Consider the following 22,441-nt stretch of genomic DNA (forward strand, 5'->3'; position numbering starts at 1 on the left):
TCGGCTTGAAGCCCCCAGGACGGTTCGCCAGCCGCGATGGCATTCAATCACTTACGGCAGGCGTGCACGACGCCTTGGTCCCATTGTCCGTCACGCCAGTGACACACTCGGTGCCGATGGCCAAGAATCACCGAACCGATCGACCCTCGGCGGAACCCGCCTCCCGGCCGGAACCGGGCACGGTCCTGCACCGTCTCGCCGCCGGGCCGAGTCGGGCTGCGCGCATCACTCATACGGAGCACTTGCCCCCACGCGAGGGTCGCCATGCCGTCTGGCCTGACCGGATTCGTTCGGAGGTCATCGCCGCGGTGCAGGCCGCGGGTGTCGAACACCCCTGGGCCCACCAGGCACAGGCGGCCGAGCACGCCCTCGACGGCGACTCGGTGGTGGTCGCGACCGGCACGGCCTCCGGCAAGTCCCTGGCCTACCTCACGCCCGTCCTGACGGCCCTCCTGGACGGCTCGGAGGCCCCGAACGGCCGCGGGGCCACAGCGCTGTACCTCGCTCCCACGAAGGCGCTCGCGGCGGACCAGTGGCGTTCTGTGAAGGAACTTTCACAACCGCTGGGCAATTCAGTTCGACCTGCGGTCTACGACGGTGACACCCCGTTCGAGGAACGCGAGTGGATCCGCCAGTACGCCAACTACGTGCTGACCAACCCGGACATGCTGCACCGCGGCATCCTCCCGTCCCACCCCCGCTGGTCCTCCTTCCTGAAGTCGCTCAAGTACGTCGTCATCGACGAGGTCCACACCTACCGCGGCGTCTTCGGCTCCCACGTCGCCCAGGTGCTGCGCCGGCTGCGCCGTCTCTGCGCCCGCTACGGCGCCTCTCCCGTCTTCCTGCTGGCCTCCGCGACCGCCGCCGAGCCCTCGGTCGCCGCCCGCCGCCTCACCGGCCTCCCGGTGGTCGAGGTGGCCGACGACGCCTCGCCGCGCGGTGAACTGGTGTTCGCCCTCTGGGAGCCCCCGCTCACCGAGATGCAGGGCGAGAAGGGCGCCCCGGTCCGCCGTACCGCCACGGCCGAAACGGCCGACCTGCTCACGGATCTGACCGTGCAGGGCGTCCGCTCGGTCGCCTTCGTCCGCTCCCGGCGCGGCGCCGAGCTCGTCGCGGTCATCGCCCAGGAGCGGCTGGCCGAGATCGACCGGTCCCTGGCCCGACGCGTGGCGGCCTACCGCGGCGGCTACCTCCCCGAGGAACGCCGCGCCCTGGAACAGGCCCTCCACTCGGGCGAGTTGCTGGGCCTTGCCGCGACGACCGCGCTCGAACTCGGCATCGACGTCTCCGGCCTGGACGCCGTGATCATCGCCGGCTACCCGGGCACGCGCGCGTCCCTGTGGCAGCAGGCCGGCCGCGCGGGCCGTTCCGGTCAGGGCGCCCTCGCCGTCCTGGTCGCCCGCGACGACCCCCTGGACACCTATCTCGTCCACCACCCCGAGGCCCTCTTCGACCAGCCGGTGGAGTCGACGGTCCTGGACCCCGACAACCCGTACGTCCTGGCACCGCACTTGTGCGCGGCGGCCGCGGAAATGCCGCTGACCGACGACGACTTGGCGCTGTTCGGCCCGGAGACCGCGTCCCTGCTCCCGCAGTTGGAGGCCGCGAAACTCCTGCGCCGCCGTACGAAGGCCTGGCACTGGACCCGCCGGGAACGGGCCGCCGACCTCACCGACATCCGCGGCGGGGGCGGCAACCCGGTCCAGATCGTGGAGTCCGGCACGGGCCGCCTCCTGGGCACGGTCGACGCGGGCGCCGCGCACACGACCGTCCACGAGGGCGCGGTCCACCTCCACCAGGGCCGCACCTACCTCGTCCGGTCCCTGGACCTGGAGGACTCGGTCGCCCTGGTCGAGGAGGCGAACCCGACGTACTCGACGGTGGCCCGCGACACGACGGCCGTCTCCGTCCTGGAGACGGATGTCGAAGTCCCCTGGGGCGAGGGCCGGTTGTGCTACGGCTCGGTCGAGGTCACCAACCAGGTCGTCTCCTTCCTCCGCAGACGTCTCATCACCGGCGAGGTCCTCGGCGAGACGAAACTCGACCTCCCTCCTCGTACGCTCCGCACCCGCGCGGTGTGGTGGACGGTCACCGAGGACCAGTTGGACGAGGCCCGCGTCAACCCGGAGATCCTCGGCGGCGCCCTGCACGCGGCGGAACACGCCTCGATCGGCATGCTGCCGCTGTTCGCGACGTGCGACCGCTGGGACATCGGCGGCGTCTCGATCCCGCTGCACCCCGACACCTTGCTCCCCACGGTCTTCGTCTACGACGGCCACCCCGGCGGCGCGGGATTCGCCGAGCGCGCCTTCCACACCGCCCGCGCCTGGCTCACCGCCACCCGCCAGGCCATCGCCGCCTGCGAGTGCGACGCCGGCTGCCCGTCCTGCATCCAGTCCCCCAAGTGCGGCAACGGGAACGACCCGCTGCACAAGAGGGGAGCCGTGCGGTTGCTCACGGTGCTGTTGCGGGGGGCGCCGGAGGAGAAGCCCGAGGCGGAGGGGGAGCCGCCGGAACCGGCTCGACAGGACCCGGCGCCGGAGGGGGCGGCTCAGCCGGTCCCGGAAGGGGCAGCTCCGCAGGCGACGACAGCTCCGCCGATACCGGAAGGGGCAGGTCCGCCGGCCCCGCCCGTGCCCTGACCTCCGCCGCGAACGGCCCCCGGCCCGCCGCCGCCGTCACGTCCGAGGTCTCACCCACGATCACGCACCGCACGAGCCGGGCGCCCTGGGCCCGGGCCACCCGCTCCGCCCGGGCGCAGGCCCCCTCGCCGCCCTCCGCCCAGTGGTCGGCCGCCGCGAGCGCGGCGAGATCCGCACCCCCGGCCGCCCGATGCCGGACCACGACGGCCTGCCCGAGGGCGAGCACGACCCCGAACACCACGCACAGCACGGCGATCGCACCGACGCTCCAGACGGTGGCGGAGCCGCGGTCGCGAGCGAGACCCCGTCGCCGCGCGAGCCCCTCCTCCCAGGTGAGCGGCCATGAGGCAGAACTCCGGCACCGCGGGAAGCCCCTCCTCATGGGCCCGCCCCCTCCACCGACGCCACCGCCTCCTCCCGCACGTCGAAGGGCAGCCGTCCCAGCATCGGCGGCCTCGCCACGACCACCACCCGGACCTGCTCTCCCTCCCGCTGTCGCTCCCGGCTGACCGTGACCTGCGCACCGCGCGGTGCCGCCTCGCGGGCCACCTCGACGACCGCGTCGGCCGGGTCCTGCCGCGCCGCCGCCCGGGCCCCCGTACGCGCCGCGTCCACGCACTGGATCTGCGCGGCCACCACGAGCAGCCCCCACACCAGCGCCGTCGCGAACATCACCAGCACGGGCAGCACCACCGCCGACTCCGCCGTCACGAACCCCCGGTCCGCGCGACCTCGTTCACATCCGCGCATCGAGTGCCTGCTTCACGATGCCCTGCAGCTCCGCGCTGACCGCTCCGCTGGTCACCACCTTGTAGAGGACGGCCGCGAACGCCACCGCCGCGATGATCCCCATCGCGTACTCGGACGTGACCATCCCCGCGTCCCGCCGCGCCGCCCGCGCACCGCACACCAGGGCACACATCCGTGCCCGCACTGCCTTGTACATCTCAACCCCCGTATGAGTCGCTTCTGTTGACTGCTGTCGCTCGATCACGTGCCGTCGCTCCGGGCCCGTCCCGTCATCGACCACCCCCTCCCAGCACCCCGCCGGCCAGGCCGATCACCACGGGCAGCACACCGACCGCGATGAACGCGGGCAGGAAGCACAGCCCCACCGGCGCGGTCACCATGACCGCCGCCCGCCGGGCCCGTGCCGTCGCGGTGCGCGCCCACTCGGCGCGGGCCTCCGCCGCGAGCCGTGCGACCGGTACGGCCGCCGGGAGCCCGGATACATCGGCCCGTTCCAGCAACCGCGCCAGCGGACCGGCACCCGGCATCGACGCCAGCCGTCGCCATGCCTCGCCCGGCGGACCGCCCAGCCGTACCTCCGCCGCGCCCCGCGCGAGCCCCTCCCCTACCGGCCCGCCCAGCGCCTCGCCCACCGCCCGCGCCGCGATGACCGGACCCGCCCCGGCCGCGATACAGGCCGCCAGCAGATCGGCGGCGAGCGGAAGCTGGCGTACCGCCTCCGAGACGTCGTACGACTCCCCCGTGTCCTCGGCACCCCGCCGGCCCCGCCACCACCACAGCCCCACCGCGACGACCAGCCCCACCACGACACCGGCGACCCCACCGACCAGCACCCACCCGCCGACCACCGCGCCCAGCGAGGGCGACCAACGCCGCACGACCCTCCGCGCCTCACCCCGAGGCCCCACCGGCACTGCCTCCCGGGCCACCAGCCGTGTCAGCCGTCGCCGAAGCCTCCGCTCCCGCCGTGTCCCCTCCGCCCACCGGGCGAGCCACGCGAGCACCATCACGGCTCCCGCGATCACCCCCAGCCTGTGGACAACTTCCGCACTCACCGCGCCCGCCTTTCCGAACCCCACGCCGATTCCGTCCTCACACCGCTTCCGCTCCCCGCACGATCCGTGCCGCCCACCACATCCCCGCCCCCTCCAGCAGGCCGCCGATCGCCAGGCAGCCCAGGCCGGGCCCGGTGTGCAGCACGACGTGCAGCGGGTCGGAGCCGAGGGCCGTGCCGAGGAGCAGTCCGAGGGCGGGGAGCCCGGCGAGCATCACCGTCGTGGACCGGGCGCCGGCCAACTGGGCGCGCAGGTCGGCACGTTGGTCCCGCTCCGCGCGCAACGCCGCCTCGAGCCGTTCGAGTCCGGCCGCGAGCCCCGCTCCCCGGTCCACCGCGACCTGCCAGCACGCCGCGAGGCCCAGCAGCCCCTCGGCCCCCGGCTGCCGTGCGGCGCCCGCGAGCGCACCCGGTACGTCCCCGCCGAACCGCGCGGCCGCCAGCACCGCCGGCTGCGTCTCCCCCAGCCCCTCGCAGTCGCGCGCGGCACGCAACAGGGCCTCACCCGGCTGCCGTCCGGCCCGCACCTCTCCAGCGAGCGCCCCGCACAACGCGATGACCGCGTCCCCTCGGCGATCCCGGGCCCGCCGCGCCTCACGCGCCAACCGCAGCCGCCGCAGCAACGGCACCCCGGCCACCCCCGCGACCAGCGGCAGCACCGAGGCCCCCAGCACGGCCAGCACCAGTCCGGCCGCCACCGACCACCACTCGTTCCCCAGCCGCCGTACTCCACCGGCCAGTCGCCGCCAGACCGGCGGCCCGGTCCCGACCGCCCCGCCGGCCCCCGCGAGCAGCAACTCCGCTCGCCGCGCCCCGGAACGCCATCCGGCCGACAGCCAGACCGCAGCCCCGGCACACACCAGCGCCGCCCCCGTCGACACCTCACTCATCACCACGCCCCCTGTCGGCCCCCGCGGTGCCGAGCAGCCCCCGCAGCCGCTCCCACCCCCGCTCGTACACGAACGCCTCCGCGCCCCACCGCAGCGCCGGCACCGTCCGCACCAGCCCCGACGGATCCCGTTCCAGCACGTGCACCTCGGCGATCCGGCGCCGCCCGTTCCGGTCACGGGCGAGGTGCAGGACGACGGAGAGCGCGGCCGCCAACTGGCTGTGCAGCGCGGCCCGGTCGAGTCCGGCCGCCGTGCCGAGCGCCTCGAGGCGGGCCGGGACATCGGCCGCCGCGTTGGCATGGACCGTCCCGCAGCCTCCTTCATGACCCGTGTTCAACGCGGCCAGCAGATGCACCACTTCAGGCCCGCGCACCTCGCCCACCACCAGCCGGTCCGGCCGCATCCGCAGCGCCTGCCGCACCAGGTCCTCGAGCGAGACCAGGCCCGCGCCCTCCTGGTTGGCAGGTCTGCTCTCCAGGCGTACGACGTGCGGATGGTCCGGCCGCAGCTCCGCGGAGTCCTCGGCCAGCACGATCCGTTCGCCCGGCCCGACGAGCCCCAACAGGGCGCTCAGCAGCGTTGTCTTGCCACTGCCCGTCCCACCGCTGATCAGGAACGACAGCCGTGCCTCGATCAGCGCCCGCAGTACCCGGTCCCCGTCCGGCGGCACGGTGCCCGCAGCCATCAGCTCGTCGAGCGTGAACGCGCGCGGCCGTACGACCCGCAGCGACAGACAGGTGCAGCCGACGGCCACCGGCGGCAGCACCGCGTGCAGCCGTGTCCCGTCGGGCAGCCGGGCGTCCGCCCAGGGCCGCGCGTCGTCCAGCCGACGTCCGGCCACCGCGGCCAGGCGCTGCGCGAGCCGTCGTACGGCGGCGGCGTCGGGGAACGCGACCGCGGTGAGTTCGAGCCCGCCGCCCCGGTCCACCCAGACCCGGTCCGGTGCCGACACCAGCACGTCGGTCACCCGGGGGTCGGCCAGCAGCGGCTCCAGCGGGCCGCTGCCGACCAGTTCGGAGCGCAACCGCTCGGCCGCTCCGAGGACTTCGGCGTCACCGAGCACCCGCCCCTGCTCCCGCAGCGCCTGTGCCACCCGCGCGGGCGTCGGCTCGGCCCCGCTCTCGGCGAGCCACTGCCGTACGCCGTCGAGCAGGTGCGGGGACATGTCCGCCCCACCCGCCCGCCCCGCCGGGGGCGCCGCACCGGCCATGGCCACAACCGAGCCCTCGGGCCGCCCGGGGCCGAACGACGCCCGGCCCCTCTCGTCGGAGTAGGTGCTCATGCCGCCTCCACCAACGCCCGCTCCCAGAACTCCTTGCAGAACCGCGCCAGCGGCCCCCGCCCGGCTCCCGGCGGGGTCCTGCTCTCGTGAGGCCGCAGCAGCCCCGCCTCCAGGGGCACCTCGCCCACCAGCGGCAGTCCGAGCAGTCGCGCCACCTCCCGGTCGTCGAGCCCGGGCGCGTGGGGCCCGCGGACCGCCACGCGCAGATCGCGTACGACCATCCCGACGGCGGAGGCCACCCGTCCGGCCGCCGCGACGGCGCGGAGTTCGGCGGGGACCACGAGGATGCCGAGATCGAGCTGGGCGAGGGTCTCGGCGATGCCGTCGTCGACGCGGCGCGGCAGATCGACGACGACCGTGCCGCCCCGGCGGCGGGCCGCGCCGAGCACCGCGCGGACGGCCTGCGGCGGGACGGCGACGCAGTCGCCGCGGTCCCAGCTCAGGACCCGCAGGGAGTGCAGCTGCGGCAGCGACTCCTCCAGGGCACCGCCGCCGACCCGGCCGCGCGAGGCGGCGAACGCGGGCCAGCGCAGCCCCTCGGCGGTCTCGCCGCCGAGGAGTACGTCGAGTCCGCCGCCCAGCGGATCGGCGTCCACGAGCAGGGTGCGCAGTCCCTCCCGCGCGGAGGTGACGGCCAGCGCGCACGCGAGCGTGGACGCCCCGGACCCGCCTCGGCCGCCGATGACGCCGACGGTGAGGGCGGGCCGGCCGACGCCCTCGGCGACGTCGGCGATCCGGTCGACCAGCCACTGCTCCCCGTCGGGCAGCATCAGGACATGGTCCGCGCCGATCTCGACGGCCCGGCGCCAGACCCCGGAGTCGTCCTGGTCCCGTCCGACGAGGACCACTCCCCCTCTGCGGGCGGCCCCGCGCACGCGCCGCGCGGCGTCGTCGCCGACCAGGACGAGCGGTGCGGCCTCCCAGCGTCCTCTCGGTTGCGGCACCCCCGGGTGGACCTCGGGTGTCGCGCCGGCCGCCGCGCACAGGCGCAGCAGGTCGTCGAGGAGCACCGGGTCCTCGGTGACGATCAACGGTCCGCCCTGTCGCCCTCCGGCGGTGGGCGGCGGATCGTGTGTGACGGCTGCGGCCACGTTTTCCATCCCCCTTCGCTGCATCTCGCGAGGGCCTCCAGGGCCCCGCGATTCCCAAACGTGTGAAGAACCGGCGACCGGCCTTCATATGAACAGCCGATACGAACCGGCCGAACGCGGCCGACTAACCGGAACCGGCCATCGAGTCGGTGTCGGCGGGCCGCGCTGGAATCACGGTGCAGCGATGCCGGAAATCTTGTGGATCTTGGTCGATAACTGTGGACAACTCAGCCGTTGTGAATATCGCCATCACCCATACCGGTGCTCCCCGCACTGCCATGCGTACGACTTCCGCAGCGCAGTGCGACAGCTACGCACAGTGACGGATCATGGGCAGGCGAAAGAGGCGGCCGGAGCCGCCTCGACACGGCCGTAGAGCCGCACAGGGACACAGAAGGAGGGGAGAAAACGCACCCGGACGTGCGACGACCCCCACCGGGGGGGAGAGTGGGGGTCGTCTCCACGGCCGACTCGGGGGGGGAGGAGCCGGGCCGGGTTGGCACGGTCGCGAACGATCCGTGACTTCCATGGTGTACCCGAGAGCCTTCTCAGGCAAACCCACGCGCCCCACCTTACGCCGAATGGGCTGCGCCTATGCTCAGGGTCGTGGAAAACCACTCCTTGCCCCGCACAGCGGCCTTCTTTGACCTGGACAAGACGGTCATTGCGAAGTCGAGCACGCTCACCTTCAGCAAGTCGTTCTACCAAGGCGGACTGATCAACCGCAGGGCCGCCTTGCGTACCGCATACGCCCAGTTCGTCTTCCTCGTGGGCGGTATGGACCACGACCAGATGGAACGGACCCGCGAGTACCTCTCGGCACTCGTGCGCGGCTGGAACGTCCAACAGGTGAAGGAGATCGTGGCCGAGACCCTTCACGACCTCATCGACCCGATCATCTACGACGAGGCCGCCTCCCTCATCGAGGAGCACCACACCGCCGGCCGCGACGTCGTGATCGTGTCCACCTCGGGCGCGGAGGTGGTCGAGCCGATCGGCGAACTGCTCGGCGCGGACCGGGTGGTGGCGACCCGGATGGTCGTGGGCGAGGACGGCTGCTTCACCGGCGAGGTGGAGTACTACGCGTACGGACCGACCAAGGCCGAGGCGATCAAGGAGCTGGCCGAGTCCGAGGGGTACGACCTGGAACGCTGCTACGCCTACAGCGACTCGGCGACCGATCTGCCGATGCTCCAGTCCGTCGGTCACCCCCATGCCGTGAACCCGGACCGCACGCTGCGCCGCGAGGCACTCGCGCGCGGGTGGCCGATTCTCGATTTCCACCGGCCGGTCCGGCTCAAGCAGCGGCTCCCCGCGTTCTCCGCACCGTCCCGTCCGGCGCTCGTCGCGGCGGCGGCCATAGGAGCGGCGGCGGCCACCGCGGGCCTCGTCTGGTACGCCAGTCGGCGCCGGGCGACGGTTCTCTGACGTAGAAGGCGCCCTTTTGGTGACCGTTTGAGAGTAAAAGTAAAGAACTGCAGCCAGGACTTCCGCTTGCCCGGGTCCTGGAGTACAAAGGAGTCAACGGCCCGCGAGACCAAGGACATCCGAAAGGATCACCTTAATAACGCATTTGGCCCCACGGACCGCGCATGAGAATCGGGCACCCACGCGACGTCGACCCGTCGATTACGGGCCAGCCGCACCAGGTGACGGGCAAAGTCCCGACCTGATGGGCAATATTTCGAGGACGCTTGGTAACCCGGTGAACATGCCAGCGGCGGTACGAGTCCTCGTACCGCCGCAACCCTGTTAAGGCCCTCTCCTGCGGAGGGCCTTTTCTGTAACTACAGTTATGCCGCTCCGCGCTGCAGCGCCTCGCACACCGCCGTCGACTCGCGCGCCCCGAGCACGACCGCCTTGGCGCAGTGCGCGATCCAGGCCGCCATGCCGTCCGGGGTTCCGGAGACATAGCCGTCGAGCGCCGCCAGATAGGCGGCCCGGCCCAGCTCGGCGTGGCCGACCTCCGCCGGGCAGATGGACTTCGGGTCGAGGCCGCTGCCGATCAGGACGATGCGTTCGGCCGCGCGCGCGACGAGAGCGTTGTGGGAGGTGAAGGGCCGCAGGGCGAGGATCTCGCCGTGCACGACGGCCGCCGTCACCAGGGCCGGGGCGGAACCGCCCGCGATGATCAGCTCGGACAGGCCCTCCAGCCGGCCGTGCACCTCCGTCGCGTCGGGCGCCGCGAGCTCGATCAGCGGCTCGTCGACCGGCTCGCCCACCTGACGCGGGCGCCCGACCTCGTCGCCATTGGTCGCGGCCGCCACCAGGTGCAGACGGGCCAGAACGCGCAGGGGCGACTGCCGCCAGATGGAGAGCAGTTGGCCCGCCTCGGCGGTCAGTCTCAGGGCGGCGCCCACGACGCGCGCCTCGTCGTCGCCGCTGAAGTCGGAGCGACGGCGCACCTCTTCGAGGGCCCAGTCGGCGCCGGACAGCGCCGCGGAGCCGCGGGCGCCGCGCAGGGCCGCCTCGGAGGTGACCGCGGTGCTGCGGCGCCGCATGATCCGGTGCCCGTAGACCCGGTCCACGGCCTTGCGCACGGACTCCACGGAGTCGGCCACGCCGGGCAGGGCGCCCAGGGCGGCGAGCGGATCGGCGTTCGCGCCTGTCGTACTCATGAGTACGACATTACGCAACCGCGGCGCACACCCCACGAAGGAGTGGTCTTCTTCACGCACTCCTGCCACGTACAGCTATCTCACCACTACGCTTGGTGAACATGAAAATTGCTTTCGTCGGGAAGGGCGGCAGCGGCAAGACCACCCTGTCGTCCCTGTTCATCCGCCATCTCGCCACCACCGGCGCACCCGTCGTCGCCGTAGACGCCGACATCAACCAGCATCTGGGCGCCGCCCTCGGTCTCGACGAGGCGGCGGCCGCGGCACTGCCCGCGATGGGCGAGCGACTGCCGCTGATCAAGGACTATCTGCGCGGCGCCAACCCGCGCATCGCCTCCACGGAGACGATGATCAAGACGACCCCGCCGGGCGAGGGCTCACGACTGCTGCGGGTGCGCGAGGACAATCCGGTGTACGACGCCTGCGCCCGGCCGGTGGAACTCGACGGCGGCAGCGTCCGTTTGATGGTCACCGGCCCCTTCACGGACGCCGACCTGGGGGTCGCCTGCTACCACTCCAAGACGGGAGCGGTGGAGCTGTGCCTGAACCACCTGGTGGACGGACGTGACGAGTACGTCGTGGTGGACATGACCGCGGGCTCGGACTCCTTCGCCTCCGGCATGTTCACCCGCTTCGACATCACGTTCCTCGTCGCCGAGCCGACCCGGAAGGGGGTCTCCGTCTATCGCCAGTACAAGGAGTACGCCCGCGACTTCGGCGTCGCCCTGAAGGTCGTCGGCAACAAGGTGCAGGGGCAGGACGATCTCGACTTCCTCCGCGCCGAGGTCGGGAACGACCTGCTGGTGACGGTCGGGCACTCGGACTGGGTGCGCGCCATGGAGAAGGGCCGGCCGCCCCGGTTCGAGCTTCTGGAGGACGTCAACCGCAGCTCCCTGCGGCGGCTGCAGAGCGCGGTCGACGCCACGTACGAGCTGCGGGACTGGGAGCGCTACACACGCCAGACGGTGCACTTCCACCTGAAGAACGCCCAGTCCTGGGGAAACGAGCGCACCGGGGCCGACCTGGCGGCGCAGGTCGACCCCGGGTTCGTCCTGGGCGAGAGCGTCGTGGTGAACGCCTGACGGCTCACCGCCCGGGGCTCACCACTCGCGGCTCACCGCCTGGGGCTCACGGCTTGGCCGCCGGCGCTCCGGGCACGCCCTTCGGGGCCGGGGCGGGGCGGCCCGAGAGGAAGGACGCCCAGCCCTGCTTCGGGGCCTCGCCGACGCCGAGGGTTCGCATCTTGGCCAGGGCCTGCGGGTCCTGGGCGTCCAGCCAGTCGGCGAGCTGCCGGAAGGAGACACAGCGCACGTCGGGCTTGTTGCAGACCTGTTCGATGGTCTCCTCGACGGCACGCATGTAGGTGCCGCCGTTCCAGGACTCGAAGTGGTTGCCGATGATCAGGGGCGCGCGGTTGCCGTCGTAGGCCCGATGGAAGCCCTTGAGCAGGCTGTCACGCATCTGGTCGCCCCAGAACTCGTGCTTGTTCGGGTCGCCGTACATCGTGCCCGACTGGTTCACGGCGAAGTTGTAGTCCATGGTGAGCTGCTCGAAGGAGTGCCCGGAGAACGGCACCAGCTGCATCGAGAGGTCCCACAGACCTTCCTTCTTCCTGGGCCAGAGCTGGTCGTTGACCCCGCTGGTGTCGTAGCGGAAGCCCAGTTCACGAGCAGCCTTCATGAAGTTCTTCTGGCCCTCCAGGCAGGGCGTGCGGGCGCCGATGAGCTCCTTGTCGTAGTCGAAGGGCAGCGGGCTCGCGTTCTTCAGGCCGGTGGTGGTCTTCCAGGACTTCACGAACTGCTTCGCCTGGGCGATCTCGTCCTTCCACTCCTCGACGGACCACTGGCCGACCCCGCCGCCGCTGCCGCAGAAGTGGCCGTTGAAGTGGGTGCCGATCTCGCTGCCCTCCAGCCACGCCCCGCGCAGCTGCTTGACGGTCTCGGCGATGCCCTTCTCGTCGTTGAAGCCGATGTCGGAGCGGCCCGGGGAGTGCTGCGGGGGCCGGTAGAGGTCGCGCTTCTCCTCGGGGAGCATGTACACGCCGCTGAGGAAGTAGGTCATCGTCGCGTTGTTCGCCTTGGCGACCTTGCGGAAGTGGGAGAACAGCTTCTGGGAGTCCTCGCCCGCGCCGTCCCAGGAGAACACCACGAACTGCGGGGGCTTCTGACCGGGCTTCATGCGCTCGGGTCTGGGCAGGTGGGGCTGGACCCCGGTGTACGCGGTGGAGCCGTCGCCGATCAGGCGGACCGCGCTCTCGGGCGGCGCCTGGGCCGGCTTCGCCTTCTGCGGGCCGGAGGCCCCTTCCTCGGCACCGTCGGTGCCGAGCGCGCAACCGGCGAGCGACGCGGCACAGAGCGCGGCGACCACGGCGCCCGCGGCGATCCTCTGGGTGGCGGCCATGTTCCGCCCACCTACTTCCTTCTCTCGGGGCCAACGACAGCGCCGTCAAGCTCGCACGAGGTCCGGAATGAATTAGTACGACAAGCCGATGAAATATCTGCATCACCCTGATGGGTGACTTATTGCGCCATTTGCCAGAAAAGTCTATGCCTGTCCTTTACTCTGAATTACGATTCGTTTACCCAGCGTTGATGCATCCCGCCGCTGCACGCCGTGACCCACGGCCGCGACCCGACCCCCCGCCATGGGGGGACCACCTGTTCCGCGACCGCGCTGCCCCGGAGGAGACGGGAACTATGTCCGCCTGCGTCCCCACCCGCGCCACCGACCCGAGTCGAGCCAAGCGCATCCACCGACCCCACAGCCCACCGCCGTCCGGGCCCCGCCGCTTCCGTGTCGCGGGCGCCGACGTGTCGGCCTCGATCGCGGTCTTCCTGATCGCCCTGCCCCTGTCCCTCGGCATTGCCCTCGCCACCGGCGCGCCTCTCCAGGCAGGCCTCGTCGCCGCCGGCGTGGGAGGACTCGTCGCCGGCCGGCTCGGCGGCTCCCCGCTCCAAGTGAGCGGCCCCGCGGCCGGGCTCACGGTCGTCACCGCCGACCTGATCCACCGCTACGGCTGGCGGACGACCTGTGCCATCACGGTCCTCGCGGGCCTGGCACAACTGGGCCTGGGCTGCCTGCGCGTGGCGCGCAGCGCGCTCGCCGTCAGCCCCGCCATCGTGCACGGCATGCTCGCCGGCATCGGCGTCACCATCGCCGTCGCTCAGCTGCACATCGTGCTCGGCGGCACTCCGCAGAGCTCCGTCCTGGCCAACCTCCAGTCCCTGCCCGCCCAGTTGGCCCAGGTGCGTCCCGCCGCCGTGTCGGTGAGTGCGCTGACCCTGGCCCTGCTGCTGCTCTGGCCCCGCATCCCCGGGCGGGCCGGCCGTCTGCTGCGCAGGATCCCGGCCGCGCTCGTCGCCGTCGCCGGGGCCAGCGCGACTGCCGCACTCGCCGGGCTGACGCTGCCCAGGGTCGACCTGCCCTCGTGGAGCAGCCACGCCCTGGCCGGGCTCCCCGAAGGTCCCGTGCTCGGTCTGGTCGCCGCCGTGCTGACCACCACGCTGGTGTGCAGCGTGCAGTCGCTGCTCGGCGCGGTCGCCGTGGACAAAATGGCCGCCGGCCGACCCGGACTGACGGCCCGCGTCAGACGCTCCAACCTGGACCGTGAACTGCTCGGCCAGGGCGCCGCCAACGTCGTCTCCGGGTCGCTCGGCGGGCTCCCGGTCGCCGGCGTCGCCGTGCGCAGTGCGGCGAATGTGCACGCGGGCGCCGTGAGCCGGAACTCCACGATGCTGCACGGCGTTCTCGTGGTGATCGCCGCGCTGCTGATGGTCCCGGTGCTCGAGCTCATCCCGCTCGCCTCGCTCGCCGCCCTGGTGATGGCCGTCGGCATCCAGATGGTGTCCCTGCACCACATCCGCACGGTGACCCGCCACCGAGAAGTCCTCGTCTACGTCGTCACCACCGTCGGCGTGGTGTTCCTCGGCGTCCTGGAGGGTGTCGTGCTCGGCATCGCCGTGGCCGTCGCCGTCGCCCTGCACCGCCTCGCCCGCACCCGCATCACCCACGAGGAGCAGGACGGAGTCCATCACGTACACGTGCGAGGGCAGTTGACATTCCTCGCCGTGCCCCGCCTCAGCCGGGCCCTGCATCTCGTGCCCCAGGGCGCCCGGGTCGTCGTCGAGCTGGACGGTTCCTTCATGGACCACGCGGCGTTCGAGGCACTGCAGGACTGGCAGAACACGTACACCGCGCAGGGCGGCACCGTCGAGCTGACCGGCCGCCGCGCCGGGGTCCGGATCGCCGAGCCGGGGGACGTCCCCGACGCTCACACCGCGCTCGGGATCGGAAGCGGAAGCGGGGCCGACACCGGGTTCACCGACCGCGCCGCCTCAGCGGGTTGCCGCTGCCGCCCCTGGACGCCCTGGCGCAACCACCAGTGCGAGGACCCGCGGTCCACGCCCCCGCCCGGCGGACACCCGAGCGACTCCGGTGGCCTCGCCAAGGCGGGCGGGACCGGTCCGTCCAGTCCCAGCGGACACGAACTGGCGCGCGGCATCAGCGCGTTCCAGCGCAACACCGCTCCCCTGGTGCGGGGCGAGCTGGCCCGGCTGGCCCGTGAGGGGCAGCGCCCGGCGCAGCTCTTCCTCACCTGCGCCGACTCACGGCTGGTCACCTCGATGATCACCTCCAGTGGTCCGGGCGACCTGTTCGTGGTCCGCAATGTGGGCAACCTGGTGCCGATGCCCGGCGAGGAGAGCGGCGACGACTCGGTGGCGGCCGCGATCGAGTACGCGGTGGACGTGCTGAAGGTGCGGTCCATCACGGTCTGCGGTCACTCGGGGTGCGGAGCCATGCAGGCGCTGCTCAACTCCGAGCCCGGGGGCGCGCGGACACCGCTCAAGCGGTGGCTGCGGCACGGGTTGCCGAGCCTGGAGCGCATGGCCGACGACAGCCGTCCATGGGCCCGGCTCGCCGGACGGGCGCCCGCGGACGCGGTCGAGCAGCTGTCTCTCACCAACGTGGTCCAGCAGCTGGAGCATCTGAGCGCGCACGAGTCGGTGGCGCGGGCGCTGCGGAAACGGGAGTTGGAGCTGCACGGGATGTACTTCCACGTGGGCGAGGCACAGGCGTATCTGCTCACCGGGGTGAGCGGGGACGAGCTGTTCGACCATGTGGAGGCGGCGGACGTGTCGGCATGACGGTGGGGGGCGGGCGGCCCCGGTTCCGGTGGCCGCCCGTCCCGTACGGGTCATCGCCCGACGGACGAGGGGGCTGTTCACCGCGGGGCTGCCGGCACACGTGGTGGGCGTCGCACTGAACTCTGCCTGGTCGGCGTCCGTGGGTACCAATGAACCCGGGCCGCCGACCTCGATGCGCTCAAAGGTCTAAACCAATTTTCCAACGGCCCTTGTCAGCGCACCCTCCGGTCTGATGAGCTGTGGCCTGGGACACAACGGACACCCTGGGAAAGGGAGATGTCGTGAGCAACGAAAGCCTGGCCAACCTGCTCAAGGAAGAGCGCAGGTTCGCGCCGCCCGCAGACCTGGCAGCGAACGCCAATGTCACGGCGGAGGCGTATGAACAGGCCAAGGCTGACAGGCTCGGCTTCTGGGCCGCACAGGCCCGTCGGCTGACCTGGGCCAAGGAGCCGACCGAGACGCTGGACTGGTCGAACCCGCCGTTCGCCAAGTGGTTCAAGGACGGCGAGCTCAACGTCGCGTACAACTGCGTCGACCGGCATGTCGAGGCGGGGAACGGCGATCGGGTCGCCATCCACTTCGAGGGCGAGCCCGGCGACAGCCGCGCGATCACCTACGCCGAGCTGAAGGACGAGGTCTCCAAGGCCGCGAACGCACTGCTGGAGCTGGGGGTTCAAAAGGGCGACCGGGTCGCCGTCTACATGCCGATGATCCCGGAGACGGCCGTCGCGATGCTGGCCTGCGCCCGCATCGGTGCCGCGCACTCCGTCGTCTTCGGCGGCTTCTCCGCGGACGCGCTCGCCACGCGTATCCAGGACGCCGACGCCAAGGTCGTCATCACCTCCGACGGCGGCTACCGCCGCGGCAAGCCGTCCGCGCTCAAGCCGGCGGTCGACGAGGCCGCCGACAAGGCGGGCAATGTCGAACACGTGCTCGTGGTCCGTCGTACCGGCCAGGACGTCGCCTGGAACGACAGCCGTGACGTCTGGTGGCACGAGATCGTCGACCGGCAGTCCGCCGAGCACGCCCCCGAGGCCTTCGGCGCCGAGCAGCCGCTCTTCATCCTCTACACGTCGGGCACGACGGGTAAGCCGAAGGGCATCCTGCACACCTCCGGCGGCTACCTCACCCAGACCGCGTACACCCACCACGCCGTCTTCGACCTCAAGCCGGAGACCGACGTCTACTGGTGCACGGCCGACGTCGGCTGGGTCACCGGGCACTCGTACATCGTCTACGGGCCGCTCGCCAACGGCGCCACCCAGGTCATGTACGAGGGCACGCCGGACACCCCGCACCAGGGCCGCTTCTGGGAGATCATCCAGAAGTACGGGGTCACCATCCTCTACACGGCGCCCACCGCCATTCGTACGTTCATGAAGTGGGGCGACGACATCCCCGCGAAGTTCGACCTGTCGTCGCTGCGCGTCCTCGGTTCCGTGGGTGAGCCCATCAACCCCGAGGCGTGGATCTGGTACCGCAAGCACATCGGTGCCGACCGGACGCCGATCGTCGACACCTGGTGGCAGACCGAGACCGGCGCGATGATGATCTCGCCGCTGCCCGGTGTCACCGCCGCCAAGCCGGGGTCGGCGCAGACCCCGCTGCCCGGCATCTCCGCGACCGTCGTCGACGACGAGGCGAACGAGGTTGCGAACGGCGGAGGCGGCTACCTCGTCCTCACCGAGCCGTGGCCGTCGATGCTGCGCACCATCTGGGGCGACGACCAGCGGTTCCTCGACACGTACTGGTCGCGCTTCGAGGGCAAGTACTTCGCCGGTGACGGGGCGAAGAAGGACGAGGACGGGGACATCTGGCTCCTCGGGCGCGTGGACGACGTCATGCTCGTCTCCGGCCACAACATCTCCACGACGGAGGTGGAGTCGGCGCTCGTCTCCCACCCGTCGGTCGCCGAGGCCGCCGTCGTCGGCGCCGCCGACGAGACCACAGGTCAGGCCATCGTCGCCTTCGTGATCCTGCGCGGCACGGCGAACGCCGAGGACGAGGGCCTCGTCAACGACCTGCGCAACCACGTCGGCGCCACCCTCGGCCCGATCGCCAAGCCAAAGGGGGTCCTCCCGGTGGCCGAGCTGCCCAAGACCCGCTCCGGCAAGATCATGCGCCGCCTGCTGCGAGACGTCGCCGAGAACCGCCAGCTGGGAGACGTCACCACCCTGACCGACTCCACGGTCATGGACCTCATCCAGGCGAAGCTGCCGGCCGCACCCAGCGAGGACTGAGCCACCGAGCCCGCCAGAAGGGGCGCCCGGCGCGAGCAACGCGCCGGGCGCCCCCTTTTAGGTAAACTAAGAAAAATAAGCGTGACCCCATAGGTGTGCCGGGAAGTCTGGTCGGCGAGCAGCTTCGCCCTGTCCACCGACCGGAGGTCCCCCGATGGCCGCGCCCCGCACCACCCCCACCCGCAAGGTCCTCGGACGGCTCTCCCTGCCGGAACGGACCTTCGTGGCGGACGCGCTGCGCACCGAGACCGTCGGCGGTGTCCTGCTCCTCGTCGCCGCGGTCGCCGCGCTGATCTGGGTGAACGTCCCCGCGCTGCACGACAGCTACGAGAGCGTCAGCCACTTCCACCTCGGCCCCGAGGCGCTCGGCCTGAACCTCTCGATCGCGCACTGGGCGGCCGACGGACTCCTCGCGATCTTCTTCTTCGTCGCCGGCATCGAACTCAAGCGCGAGCTGGTCGCCGGCGACCTCAAGGACCCCAGGGCGGCCGCGCTGCCGGTCGTCGCGGCCCTGTGCGGCATGGCGGCACCGGCCCTCGTCTACGTCCTGACCAACCTCACCGGCGGCGGCTCCCTCGACGGCTGGGCCGTCCCGACCGCGACCGACATCGCCTTCGCACTCGCCGTGCTCGCGGTCATCGGCACCGCCCTCCCCAGTTCCCTGCGCGCCTTCCTGCTCACCCTCGCCGTCGTCGACGACCTCTTCGCGATCCTGATCATCGCGGTGTTCTTCACCGCGGACATCGACTTCGCCGCCCTGGGCGGCGCGGTGATCGGCCTGGTCGTCTTCTGGCTGCTGCTGCGCAAGGGCGTACGCGGCTGGTACGTGTACGTGCCGCTCGCGCTCGTCATCTGGGGCCTGATGTACAACAGCGGCGTCCACGCCACCATCGCGGGCGTCGCGATGGGCCTGATGCTGCGCTGCACCCCCCGGGAGGGCGAGGAGCACTCTCCCGGCGAGCACATCGAGCATGTCGTACGTCCGCTCTCGGCGGGGTTGGCGGTACCGCTGTTCGCGCTGTTCAGCGCCGGTGTCTCGGTGTCCGGCGGGGCGCTCGGCGATGTGTTCACCAAGCCCGAGACGCTCGGTGTGGTCCTCGGTCTCGTCGTCGGCAAGGCGCTCGGCATCTTCGGCGGGACCTGGCTGACGGCCCGCTTCACCCGCGCATCGCTCAGCGACGACCTGGAGTGGGCGGACGTCTTCGCGGTCGCCGTCCTGGCCGGCATCGGCTTCACGGTGTCGCTGCTCATCGGGGAGCTGGCGTTCGACGGGAACGCGACGCTCACGGACGAGGTCAAGGCGGCCGTGCTGATGGGCTCGCTCATCGCGGCGACCCTCGCCACGGTGCTGCTGAAGATCCGGAACGTCAAGTACCGCCGAATGGTCGAGGCCGAGGAGCGCGACGACGACCTCGACGGCATCCCGGACATCTACGAGGAGGACGACCCGGCGTACCACCTGCGCATGGCCGCGATCCACGAGAACAAGGCCGCCGAGCACCGCAGGATCGCCGAACTCATGGCCGCCGAGCGAACAGGGCTTGCCGAAGTGACGGGCGGGGCAGGCGAGGAGGACGACCGTCGGGCATGATCTGACGGGACGGTACAAAGACTTTCCGGCCCACGACTTCCCAGTCGGGCACACGGCAGATTCAGGGAGAACGCGATGAGCGCACCCGACGGCAGCCCGGTCGGCGCCGAACGCAGCATCGGCCAGCTGTTCGCCTCGGCGACGACCGAGATGTCCGCGCTGGTGCACGACGAGATCGCGCTGGCCAAGGCGCAGCTCAAGCGGGACGTGAAGCGCGGCGCGACGAGCGGCGGCGCGTTCATGGTGGCCGGCGGGGTGCTGGTGTTCTCGCTGCCGATGCTGAACTTCGCCCTGGCGTACGGCATCCGCACCTGGAGCGACTGGAACCTGGCGGTCTGCTTCCTGCTGTCCTTCGCGGCGAACGTGCTCATCGCGGGGCTGCTGGCGCTGATCGGCGTGGTCTTCGCGAAGAAGGCGAAGAAGGGCGGCGGCGCGCAGAAGACCGCCGCGTCGATGAAGGAGTCGGCGAGCATCCTGCAGAACGCCAAGCCGCATCCGCGGCCGGAGCTGACGCAGGACCGTGTCCCGGAGGCCATCGAAGCTGTGGCACGCTCGTCGTCATGACGGACCCCGCCACATCTGCCTCAGTAGTACGACCGGACGGCCCCTGGACCCATCGCGAGGTCGCCGCCAACGGCGCCCGCTTCCACATCGCCGAGATGGGCGACGGCCCGCTGGTCCTGCTGCTGCACGGCTTCCCGCAGTTCTGGTGGACGTGGCGACACCAGCTGCCCGCGCTCGCCGACGCCGGGTTCCGGGCCGTCGCCATGGACCTCAGGGGCGTCGGCGGCAGCGACCGCACCCCGCGCGGCTACGACCCGGCCAACCTCGCCCTCGACATCACCGGGGTGATCCGCTCCCTGGGCGAGCCGGACGCCGCGCTGGTCGGCCATGACCTGGGCGGCTATCTGGCGTGGACGGCGGCCGCGATGCGTCCGAAGCTCGTACGGCGGCTCGCGGTGGCCTCGATGCCCCATCCGCGGCGCTGGCGCTCGGCGATGCTCTCGGACGTCAAGCAGACGCGCGCCGGTTCCTACATCTGGGGGTTCCAGCGCCCCTGGGTCCCGGAGCGGCAGCTCACCGCGGACGACGGCGCGCTGGTCGCCCGGCTCATGCGGGACTGGTCGGGCCCTGTCCTGCCGGACGACGACGCGGTGGAGACGTACCGCCGCGCGATGTGCATCCCCTCGACGGCTCACTGCTCGATCGAGCCGTACCGCTGGATGGTGCGCTCCCTGGCCCGCCCCGACGGCATCCAGTTCAACCGCCGTATGAAGCGGCCGGTGCGAGTGCCGACGCTGCATCTGCACGGCTCGCTGGACCCGGTGCTGCGCACGCGGAGCGCGGCCGGATCCGGCGAGTACGTCGAAGCGCCGTACCGCTGGCGGCTGTTCGACGGACTCGGGCATTTTCCGCATGAGGAGGATCCGGTCGCTTTCTCGACCGAGCTCATCAACTGGCTGAAGGACCCCGAGCCCGACCGGTGAAGGACGTCAGCGCTGAGGAGGATCCGGTCGCTTTCTCGACCGAACCGATCAATTGACTCAAGGATCCCGAGCCCGATCGGTGACCGTGTGGACGCGCCCGGTATCCGGATCTGAACACCTGTACGACGAACAGCCACTTGCCCGGCGCATAGGCCAATTGGGGGCCCTGGGGGCGGTTATCGACCTTGGGGCAGGGGCACACGTCGGGGTATGGGCTGGACGCACGACTACAGTGACGCAGCACGCAATCGCCGCTCGGGCCATGGTCTGAGCCCCCACCAGCGAGGAGGGGCCCCGCAGATGCAGGGCACGGATCTCCGGGTGGGCATTCCGCACATTCTGCGCCGCCGGGCCCGCTGGGTCTCGGTACGGCTGCGTCACCCTCGAGGCTGACGCACCTCCCACCTCACAGCGCGCAGCTGTCGCTGTCCACCTGCTGGTTCGCGGTGCGCCCCTTGGCGATGTCCTCCTGGATCTCGTCCGCGGTCAGCGCGTATCCGGTCTGGGCGTTGTCCAGGGACTTGGCGAAGACCACGCCGTAGACCTCGCCTTCGGCGGTGAGCAGCGGGCCGCCGGAGTTGCCCTGGCGGACGGTCGCGTAGAGGGAGTACACATCGCGGTGCACGGTGCCGCGGTGGTAGATGTCCGGTCCGTTGGCCGGGATGCGTCCGCGCACGCGCGCGGCCCGGACGTCGTACCCGCCGTTCTCCGGGAAGCCCGCGATGATCGCGTCGTCGCCGCTCTTGGCGTCCGTGGACGTGAACTCGAGGGCGGGCGCCTTGAGATCCGGCACGTCGAGTACGGCGATGTCGCGCTCCCAGTCGTAGAGGACGACCGTCGCGTCGTACTTCCTGCCCTCGCCGCCGATCTGGACGGTGGGTTCGTCGACGCCGCCCACGACATGCGCGTTGGTCATGACGCGACGCTCGCCGAAGACGAAGCCGGTGCCTTCGAGGACCTTGCCGCAACTCTGGGCGGTGCCCATGACCTTGACGATGGACTGCTTGGCGCGGGTGGCTACCGGGCTGGCCGCGAGCGCCGGGTCGGGCGGCTGGACCTCGTTGATCGGCTCGTTGGAGAACGGGCTGAAGACCTGGGGGAAGCCGTTCTGCGCGAGGACCGAGGAGAAGTCCGCGAACCAGGTGTTGGCCTGTTCGGGCAGGGCCCGTGCGACGCCGAGGAGGACCTTGGAGCCACGGACCTCTTTGCCCAGGGTCGGCAGGGTGGTGCCGGCGAGGGCGGAGCCGATCAGCCACGCCACGAGGAGCATCGCGACGACGTTGACGAGGGCGCCGCCGGTGGCGTCCAGGGCGCGGGCCGGGGACCAGGTGATGTACCGGCGCAGCTTGTTGCCGAGGTGGGTGGTCAGGGCCTGGCCGACGGAGGCGCAGACGATGACGACGACGACCGCGACGACGGCGGCGGTCGTGCTGACCTCCGAGTTGTCGGTGAGGGCGTCCCAGACGACGGGCAGCACATAGACGGCGACAAGACCGCCGCCCATGAAGCCGATCACCGACAGGATGCCGACGACGAAGCCCTGGCGGTAGCCGACGATCGCGAACCACACGGCGGCGACCAGCAACAGGATGTCCAGCACGTTCACCGGTTCAGGCCTCGCCTCATCACACGACACAACACGGCAGACACCC

At 71.5% G+C, this 22,441-nt stretch carries 19 protein-coding genes and 1 pseudogene; 10 read left to right on the plus strand and 10 right to left on the minus strand.

All coding sequences use genetic code 11. The annotated features are described in order from the left end of the window. Positions 1-116: 116 nt before the first annotated feature. Complete coding sequence (locus QF037_RS21975) at positions 117-2,642, plus strand: DEAD/DEAH box helicase (RefSeq protein ID WP_307027814.1); 2,526 nt, start codon at positions 117-119, stop codon at positions 2,640-2,642. A 40-nt stretch (positions 2,643-2,682) separates the two neighbouring features. Here QF037_RS21975 and QF037_RS51020 read toward each other — a convergent pair. Beyond that, a pseudogene (locus tag QF037_RS51020) lies at positions 2,683-2,883 on the minus strand (Rv3654c family TadE-like protein); the annotation flags it as partial. On the opposite strand from QF037_RS51020, the gene QF037_RS51025 reads away from it, so the two are divergent. After that, on the plus strand, positions 2,785-2,988 hold the full coding sequence (locus QF037_RS51025; protein WP_373464005.1) for a hypothetical protein: 204 nt from the start codon (positions 2,785-2,787) through the stop codon (positions 2,986-2,988). The pseudogene QF037_RS51020 and the gene QF037_RS51025 overlap by 99 nt on opposite strands. Before the next feature lie 32 nt (positions 2,989-3,020). On the opposite strand, the gene QF037_RS21985 is transcribed toward QF037_RS51025, so the two are convergent. The 6 genes from QF037_RS21985 to ssd form a co-directional block, all read right to left on the minus strand. After that, complete coding sequence (locus QF037_RS21985) at positions 3,021-3,392, minus strand: TadE family type IV pilus minor pilin (RefSeq protein ID WP_307027816.1); 372 nt, start codon at positions 3,390-3,392, stop codon at positions 3,021-3,023. Next, positions 3,379-3,588 (minus strand): DUF4244 domain-containing protein, encoded by a 210-nt coding sequence (locus QF037_RS21990; protein WP_307027818.1) that lies wholly within the window; start codon positions 3,586-3,588, stop codon positions 3,379-3,381. Before QF037_RS21990 ends, QF037_RS21985 begins: the two co-directional genes overlap by 14 nt. 73 nt (positions 3,589-3,661) lie before the next feature. Then, positions 3,662-4,447, minus strand: coding sequence for a type II secretion system F family protein (locus tag QF037_RS21995; RefSeq protein WP_307027820.1), 786 nt, complete (start codon positions 4,445-4,447; stop codon positions 3,662-3,664). A gap of 37 nt (positions 4,448-4,484) precedes the next feature. Then, the gene (locus tag QF037_RS22000; protein ID WP_307027822.1) at positions 4,485-5,336 is read right to left on the minus strand and encodes a type II secretion system F family protein; all 852 of its coding nucleotides are present in this window, start codon (positions 5,334-5,336) and stop codon (positions 4,485-4,487) included. Next, positions 5,329-6,546, minus strand: a complete 1,218-nt coding sequence (locus QF037_RS22005) for a TadA family conjugal transfer-associated ATPase (protein ID WP_307037303.1) — start codon at positions 6,544-6,546, stop codon at positions 5,329-5,331. Before QF037_RS22005 ends, QF037_RS22000 begins: the two co-directional genes overlap by 8 nt. Positions 6,547-6,614: 68 nt before the next feature. After that, positions 6,615-7,718, minus strand: a complete 1,104-nt coding sequence (gene ssd, locus QF037_RS22010; protein ID WP_307027824.1) for a septum site-determining protein Ssd — start codon at positions 7,716-7,718, stop codon at positions 6,615-6,617. A 585-nt stretch (positions 7,719-8,303) separates the two neighbouring features. On the opposite strand from ssd, the gene QF037_RS22015 reads away from it, so the two are divergent. Further along, the gene (locus QF037_RS22015; RefSeq protein WP_046260303.1) at positions 8,304-9,137 is read left to right on the plus strand and encodes an HAD family hydrolase; all 834 of its coding nucleotides are present in this window, start codon (positions 8,304-8,306) and stop codon (positions 9,135-9,137) included. 365 nt (positions 9,138-9,502) lie between these two features. Here the strand turns inward: QF037_RS22015 and QF037_RS22020 are convergent, their stop codons facing one another. Next, positions 9,503-10,327: an oxidoreductase gene (locus QF037_RS22020; protein WP_307027827.1), complete on the minus strand. Its 825-nt coding sequence runs from the start codon at positions 10,325-10,327 to the stop codon at positions 9,503-9,505. 101 nt (positions 10,328-10,428) lie between these two features. On the opposite strand from QF037_RS22020, the gene QF037_RS22025 reads away from it, so the two are divergent. Next, positions 10,429-11,409, plus strand: coding sequence for an ATP-binding protein (locus tag QF037_RS22025; protein WP_307027829.1), 981 nt, complete (start codon positions 10,429-10,431; stop codon positions 11,407-11,409). A gap of 46 nt (positions 11,410-11,455) precedes the next feature. Here the strand turns inward: QF037_RS22025 and QF037_RS22030 are convergent, their stop codons facing one another. Then, complete coding sequence (locus tag QF037_RS22030; protein WP_307027831.1) at positions 11,456-12,727, minus strand: hypothetical protein; 1,272 nt, start codon at positions 12,725-12,727, stop codon at positions 11,456-11,458. Positions 12,728-13,023: 296 nt separating this feature from the next. On the opposite strand from QF037_RS22030, the gene QF037_RS22035 reads away from it, so the two are divergent. The 6 genes from QF037_RS22035 to QF037_RS22060 all read left to right on the plus strand — a co-directional run bounded on the left by QF037_RS22035 (position 13,024) and on the right by QF037_RS22060 (position 21,182). Further along, positions 13,024-15,471, plus strand: a complete 2,448-nt coding sequence (locus QF037_RS22035) for a bifunctional SulP family inorganic anion transporter/carbonic anhydrase (RefSeq protein ID WP_307027833.1) — start codon at positions 13,024-13,026, stop codon at positions 15,469-15,471. Between the two features lie 281 nt (positions 15,472-15,752). Continuing rightward, the gene (gene acs / locus QF037_RS22040; RefSeq protein ID WP_307027834.1) at positions 15,753-17,711 is read left to right on the plus strand and encodes an acetate--CoA ligase; all 1,959 of its coding nucleotides are present in this window, start codon (positions 15,753-15,755) and stop codon (positions 17,709-17,711) included. A gap of 154 nt (positions 17,712-17,865) precedes the next feature. Then, positions 17,866-19,302 carry a Na+/H+ antiporter NhaA gene (gene nhaA, locus QF037_RS22045; protein WP_307027835.1) on the plus strand — a complete coding sequence of 479 codons (1,437 nt, stop codon included), beginning with the start codon at positions 17,866-17,868 and terminating at the stop codon, positions 19,300-19,302. Between the two features lie 75 nt (positions 19,303-19,377). Then, positions 19,378-19,866, plus strand: a complete 489-nt coding sequence (locus QF037_RS22050; protein ID WP_307027837.1) for a phage holin family protein — start codon at positions 19,378-19,380, stop codon at positions 19,864-19,866. Further along, positions 19,863-20,789 (plus strand): alpha/beta fold hydrolase, encoded by a 927-nt coding sequence (locus QF037_RS22055; RefSeq protein WP_307027839.1) that lies wholly within the window; start codon positions 19,863-19,865, stop codon positions 20,787-20,789. Before QF037_RS22050 ends, QF037_RS22055 begins: the two co-directional genes overlap by 4 nt. A gap of 210 nt (positions 20,790-20,999) precedes the next feature. Then, positions 21,000-21,182 carry a hypothetical protein gene (locus QF037_RS22060; RefSeq protein WP_095046639.1) on the plus strand — a complete coding sequence of 61 codons (183 nt, stop codon included), beginning with the start codon at positions 21,000-21,002 and terminating at the stop codon, positions 21,180-21,182. A gap of 13 nt (positions 21,183-21,195) precedes the next feature. Here QF037_RS22060 and QF037_RS22065 read toward each other — a convergent pair whose 3' ends face one another. Further along, a complete protein-coding gene (locus QF037_RS22065; RefSeq protein ID WP_307027843.1) occupies positions 21,196-22,395 on the minus strand; it encodes a MarP family serine protease in 1,200 nt (399 codons plus the stop codon). Positions 22,396-22,441 lie beyond the last annotated feature (46 nt).

Source organism: Streptomyces canus, assembly GCF_030815415.1.
Lineage (GTDB): Bacteria > Actinomycetota > Actinomycetes > Streptomycetales > Streptomycetaceae > Streptomyces > Streptomyces canus_F.